The 5,761-nt window shown below is 44.9% G+C and carries 8 protein-coding genes; all 8 read left to right on the forward strand.

Translation table 11 applies throughout. The features are described from left to right. Nucleotides 1-380: 380 nt before the first annotated feature. Nucleotides 381-656 carry a transposase gene (locus tag K6G33_RS01010; protein WP_296775261.1) on the forward strand — a complete coding sequence of 92 codons (276 nt, stop codon included), beginning with the start codon at nucleotides 381-383 and terminating at the stop codon, nucleotides 654-656. A 143-nt stretch (nucleotides 657-799) separates the two neighbouring features. Further along, a complete protein-coding gene (locus tag K6G33_RS01015) occupies nucleotides 800-1,021 on the forward strand; it encodes an IS3 family transposase (protein WP_296775275.1) in 222 nt (73 codons plus the stop codon). A gap of 77 nt (nucleotides 1,022-1,098) precedes the next feature. After that, nucleotides 1,099-1,881: a hypothetical protein gene (locus K6G33_RS01020; RefSeq protein WP_296775263.1), complete on the forward strand. Its 783-nt coding sequence runs from the start codon at nucleotides 1,099-1,101 to the stop codon at nucleotides 1,879-1,881. A 967-nt stretch (nucleotides 1,882-2,848) separates the two neighbouring features. After that, on the forward strand, nucleotides 2,849-3,160 hold the full coding sequence (mobC, locus tag K6G33_RS01025) for a plasmid mobilization relaxosome protein MobC (RefSeq protein ID WP_296775266.1): 312 nt from the start codon (nucleotides 2,849-2,851) through the stop codon (nucleotides 3,158-3,160). Continuing rightward, entirely contained in the window at nucleotides 3,160-3,636 is a 477-nt protein-coding gene (locus K6G33_RS01030) for a relaxase/mobilization nuclease domain-containing protein (RefSeq protein ID WP_296775269.1), read from the forward strand. Before mobC ends, K6G33_RS01030 begins: the two co-directional genes overlap by 1 nt. After that, complete coding sequence (locus tag K6G33_RS01035) at nucleotides 3,593-4,141, forward strand: hypothetical protein (RefSeq protein ID WP_296775270.1); 549 nt, start codon at nucleotides 3,593-3,595, stop codon at nucleotides 4,139-4,141. Before K6G33_RS01030 ends, K6G33_RS01035 begins: the two co-directional genes overlap by 44 nt. Before the next feature lie 516 nt (nucleotides 4,142-4,657). Further along, nucleotides 4,658-4,846, forward strand: a complete 189-nt coding sequence (locus tag K6G33_RS01040; protein WP_296775272.1) for a hypothetical protein — start codon at nucleotides 4,658-4,660, stop codon at nucleotides 4,844-4,846. An 81-nt stretch (nucleotides 4,847-4,927) separates the two neighbouring features. Beyond that, a partial coding sequence (locus tag K6G33_RS01045; RefSeq protein WP_296775273.1) for a recombinase family protein occupies nucleotides 4,928-5,761 on the forward strand: 834 nt, incomplete at its 3' end.

Genomic DNA, 5,761 nt, shown 5'->3' on the forward strand with positions numbered 1-5,761 from the left:
TGAATCTGAAGAAGTATGCTATCTTCTTCCAATTTCGCTGCATTTCTCACTCTGTATTCTCTTTTTTACCCTTTACTTTATTTTTTTACAAAAATATCACCCCTGATTCTCTCTGAATCAGGGGTTTTTGGACAGACTGAATGCTCCTTCATTTTGAAGGAGCATTTTTAATATTATAACACCAATTTATGTATGTATTTAACAAAAAGTAATATACAAAAATGTGTTGTATTGAGTGGAAAGTAGAATTGAGATGATTTTGCCTAAAAATATATTTTGCTAACTTGAAATACTGTGAAGTGTTATACTGAAAGAGCAGTCGACAAACACCCAAAAATCTGGTAGAATATAAATAATAAAACCGGAAAGGGAAAACGACTATGAAGTACAGTAAAGAATTCAAAGAAGAAGCATTAAAGCTATCGGACGAGATTGGACTGAAAAAGGCTGCACAGCAATTAGGGATTCAATATTACACACTCTCAGACTGGCGTACAAAGCGAAATGCCGCTGCCAAAGCTAAGAAGTATCAAATGACTGATGAAGAGCTTAAACAGCGTAATCTTGAGCTTGAAAAAGAGATTGCCGAGCTTCGCAAAGCTAATGATATCCTCAAGGACGCACTCGGTTTTTTCGCAAAAGATCGGAAGAAGTAAAGACAAGCGAACGTCATCTGTTCGTCAATGAGTTACGCAGCAAGTATGGAGTGAAAGCAATATGCAGATTTCTGAAAATAAGCGAATCAGGCTATTATCGCTGACTCAGAAATCAGGGCAAGCCCGGTGCAAAGCAACTTCTTCTGGTCAAAATACAAGGAATTCTTTCAGAGCATCCTGATAATAAGAATTACGGTGTCAGAAGGATGCAGGCAGCTCTTGCCCGGAAAGGCACTCACGTCAGCCTCAGAACAGTATACCGTACTATGAGCGAATCCGGGCTTATCCACAGGCATCGCAGACCTCACGGTATGATATGGCAGCTTCGGCTGCCTTCTTTTTGTATTGAAGAAATAAGAGCTTGACAAACAAAGAATAGTATGTTAGAATATAATCAACAAGTAATATAAATAATATTTGATATAATTACAAGGAGGTCCATATGGAGCACCTATTAGTCAGTTACTGGCATAAAAACACAAGATATGAGATACAGAGCATAGACGGCACAGAGTACATCGTTCCCTGCGAATATGGCTCGGTGTATGATCCAATTGAGAGCGAAAATGAAATGATGACCGATGCTCTTAATCTTGGTAAGTATCTGACTGAGAATGACCTCGGACAAAATGAAATGATGCTGGACTTCGTTCACAAATACGGTCTGCTCGGAATAATGCCCGATATTGCAGGCTCGGATATAGGTAAAAATGAGCGTGTCATCGTTCGCGACAATATCTTCACTGACAGCGGTATCGTTGACGTAAATGAGTTCGCAAAGGTCTTCTTCCCTCTCGATAACATCGATATAATGGCTAAATCCAACCAAAAAGGGAAGCTCAGACTGTACTACCGCAGCCCTATATACTCGACAATGTTCCTGTGGAAGTATAGATACTGCGAGCCGCTTGAATGGGTGAAGAAATATTTCAAGTACCTGTACAGCTTGACGATATGCAAGGAATCCAAGCTGACGGAGTTCGTACCTCCTCGCCTGACCTATAAGATAGACGATAGGAACGGTCTGAATCTGCTGTGCGAGTATGATTCCCTCAAAGCTATGATAGACCTCGCCTTTGCCAAAGCAGTGACCGACGATAAGAAGCCGCTCCGCACCTGTAAGCACTGCGGCAAGCTGTTCTATGCAGCTGACATTCGCAGCGAGTTCTGTTCAGCACGCTGCCGCAATCAATATAACGTATATAAGTCCCGAGCAAAGCATTGACGCTTTGCTCTTTTTCTTTCAAATATTTTTTGAGGAGGCCTTGACAAATAAAAATAGTGTGTTATAATATAATCGGGAACAAGTAATAGCATATATCGAATATGCAATTACAAGTGAATATGAAGCAAGAGCAGAGTTCAATTAGTAACGCTGCTCATTCTTCTCAAAACTATGTAATATGATATGCTGAACAATATGTTACATATAAATGCTACAAAGGAGTGACCTGAAATGAACAAGTAAAAATTCAAATAGTAACTTGACAATTGAATATGGGATCAGGAGTTACGTTGTTTCCGATGGTGGGGGGTGAGCCGTACCAGCCCGAAGATGCGCGATGACGCGAAAGCCGAGCGGTAACATCTTCGGTTTCACACAGCGCAGGTGTGAAGTCAGCGATGAAAGTCGGGAACGGATACTTACACTCAGCCACAGTCCGAGCGTGATAAAACCGTCGCAGGCAATGGGGTGTGCTGGGGCAGCCGAGCATTTAAGCTGCCTATGAGTCCGATGTGCAGTCGGGCGGCTTCTGATTCGGTCAGGCAAAAGTGCGGCGGATACCACTGTGAAGTCGCAGCAGGTCCGTGATGTGTCGCGCACTTTTGTACTGACCCGTTCGTGATGTGTCTGATATATGTGCCAAAACAGTTCAAATTGTAAAAAGGATACTGCTCCCACATTTTTGCTTGGGAGAGCAAATATCCTCCAGACACAGCCCACACAAATAGTTCGCGCGAGCAGTTGCCAGTAACGAAAAAAGCTATCGGCTGTGTACGAAAAAAATAAGGAGATGGTTTTATAGGAAACGAATTAACGATCTAGGGAGAAAACTACCGCTGATAGAGCAGTACTGGCGACGGAAGTATGAAATGCCAGCATCGCATTCGGCAGTCCGCCGAACGCTTGCTGGTCGGGGCGAACCCCGAACCCCCTCACAAAAATTGCACAAAGAAAGGAGCGTGATACAATGAGAAAACGCAATCGAACTATCACAATTCGCTGTACCGATGACGAGTATCAGCGGATACACAACAAGGCTCAGCGGCACAAGCTGTCTCTCAGTGACTTCGTTCTCAGGTCGGCACTCGATAAGAAAATCATCGTGGCTGACGGATTGGACGAGGTCGCAAAGCAGCAGAAAGCTATCGGGCGGAATCTCAATCAGATAGCAATGCTGGCACATGAAGGAAGGCTTCACTCGGTCAGACTGGACGAGCTTGTGGAGCAGCACAAGGTTGTCACTCAAGCCGTCTGCGACATAGCTAAGGAGGTGAGATAGTGCCTATCATCCATTTCATCAACAACAAAACTCAGACCGCTGGCGGCATGAAGAATGTTCTCAACTACGTCAGCAGAAAGGAAAAGACGGTCTCTGAGGACAAGCGTTTCGTGACAGGTGTCAACTGCTCACCCGAGACTGCACTCGATGAAATGACCGCAACCAAGAACCTGTATCACAAGCCTGACGGACGGCTCTACTATCATCTGGTGCAGAGTTTCCCCAGCGGCTACGAAATCGAGCCCGAACTCGCACACAAGATAGCGGTGGAGCTCGCGGAGAAAGCGTTCAACAAATACGAAGTAGTAGTCGCAACTCATATCGACAGAGAACATATTCACAGCCACTTGGTGCTGAACTCTGTCAGCTTCGAGGACGGAAAGAAGTACCATTCCAACAAAGAGAGCGTCGAGGAACTGATGAAGCTCAGCGATGAGATTTGTCAGCAGCGGAGGAAACTCAGCCAGCAGTCTTAGTGCTCAATGCCAATTGGAGAGCGCTGATAAAATTGAACAAGCTAATGGCACAGGAGCAGTTAGAGATACTGCAAACACTATCGGTGCTGTCAACGAAAGCAGAGACAGAACAGGTGCTGAAAACAGTACGCTCCGAGCAGAGAGCAACAATAGAATCCTGTCGGGAACTGCTGGATCAAACGTCGGAAACTGCGACTTTAGCAGTCGAGGAGTTGAAGAAAGCAACAGCGGAGCTCGTCTCACAGGCTGGGAAGCTGAACGAGCAATATGGCTTGAAACTGAAAGAACTCGCCGAATACAAGCACAGGCTAAGCCTGAAAGTTGTCAAGTGGATAGTGATATCGCAGTCAGTCTTGATAGCATTGTCAGCGGCGTTACAGCTGTGGCTTCGATAATCGAGGACGAGCCTGCTGACGATACCGAGTACGCTCGAGAACACGTTGACAGCAAGGCACTCGCCAAGGAGCTCAGGAAAAAGGAAGAACTCGGTATGCACATGGGGTAACGAAACGGGACTGCACCGAGTTCCAAAAATGGGAATTCGGTATGGTGGGATGAAATATCCCGTCATAATTTTGAGGTGGTGAACCACCACCTCATATACTTAAGCCGACAAATCGCAGGCTCAGCAAGGAGTGTCCAAAACGGACAGTCCTGATGTAAGGGAAACACGCTGTAAGCACACGGTGAACAAAGGGGTCACCGTACTACACCTGCCATAAAGTGGGACAGGTGTGAACGAGACGTTCATCCCTTTGTAGGTGCAGAACGAAATGTTCAGTACTCAACAGGCGTTGCCAAAATGGCAGCAGCCTCATGTCATTCATAACGGAAGGTATGAGCTGACAGAACGATACGTCCGGTCAGAGATAAGCGTCACGAAACGTGACGGTAATCACTTTCAACTAAAGGGTATCGTGAAAGACGATATCCCTATAAATTCAATAAAGGAGAAATGTAACATGAACAATGTAAACCACTTCAGAAACATGAATGAAAGAATTATAAGGAGAGTTTTATATTGGGAAGAACTATTAAAGAACCGCAAATCAGGAACATCAATGTCAGATTCAATGGAGATGCACAGGGCTTTGACCTGTTCATAAAATCGCTGCTCAGCGACTACCTCCATTCAGGTGATGTAGACAAATGTCCACTGACAGATGTTGTTGATAAGGTCGAAATTTCTGAAAAAAAAAGAAATCAATAGACTTCTGAGGAAGTCTGTGGTATGTTGTGTCGTAGCACCAACCAAGGTGCTGCGACTGCCAATAAGAATGGAGGTATATAAATGAAAGCATGGTTATACTATAGACTGTCACGCAACGAAGACGCCGAGATGAACAGTCTTCAGAATCAGCGTCAGATACTTGTGGACTATGCCGAGCAGAATGGTTATGACATCGTCGGAGAAAGCTTCGACGACAACGTATCTGGAATGACCTTCGAGCGCAAGGGAATGCACCAGATAGAGCTCGCAGTCGAGGACGGCAAAGTTGATGTCCTGTTGGTCAAGGACTTGTCCCGACTTGGCAGACACCGAACACGCACGGCACTGTTCATCGACTACTTGTGCGAGAACAACGTCAAGGTGTATTCAGTAACCGAGGGCATAGACTCATCGAACGAAAATGATGATATGATAATAGGTTTCAAGCAGCTCGTCAATGATTTCTATGCCAAAGATATAGGCAAGAAAGTCCGTGCAGGCATACGACAAAAGCAAAAAACAGAAATGCCTGTGAACCTTCCGATGGGATACTATAAGGATAAATTCACAGGTGAGGTACTGGTCGATGAAACGGCAGCAGCGATAGTCAGAGAAATATTCGAGAAGTTCTTTGAAGGCTACGGACTAAGCACTATAGCCAAGGACTTTAATCACTGTGGAATAAAGTCACCGGAATACTTCTCCCACAGAAAAAGGAATCCACGTCACACAGAAATCGTAAAAAGATTTCTCTGGGCGCAAACAACGGTCAAACGTATAATTCAGAACGAGGCATACACGGGAACGCTCATCAACCACAAGACTGTAACATCAAAAATCTACAAGACCGTGGACGTCATTCCGCTCGAAGAGCAGTATCGTCACGAGAACTTCATGCCTGCGATTATCGACCGC

The sequence above is a fragment of the Ruminococcus sp. genome, from assembly GCF_024691275.1.
Lineage (GTDB): Bacteria > Bacillota > Clostridia > Oscillospirales > Ruminococcaceae > Ruminococcus.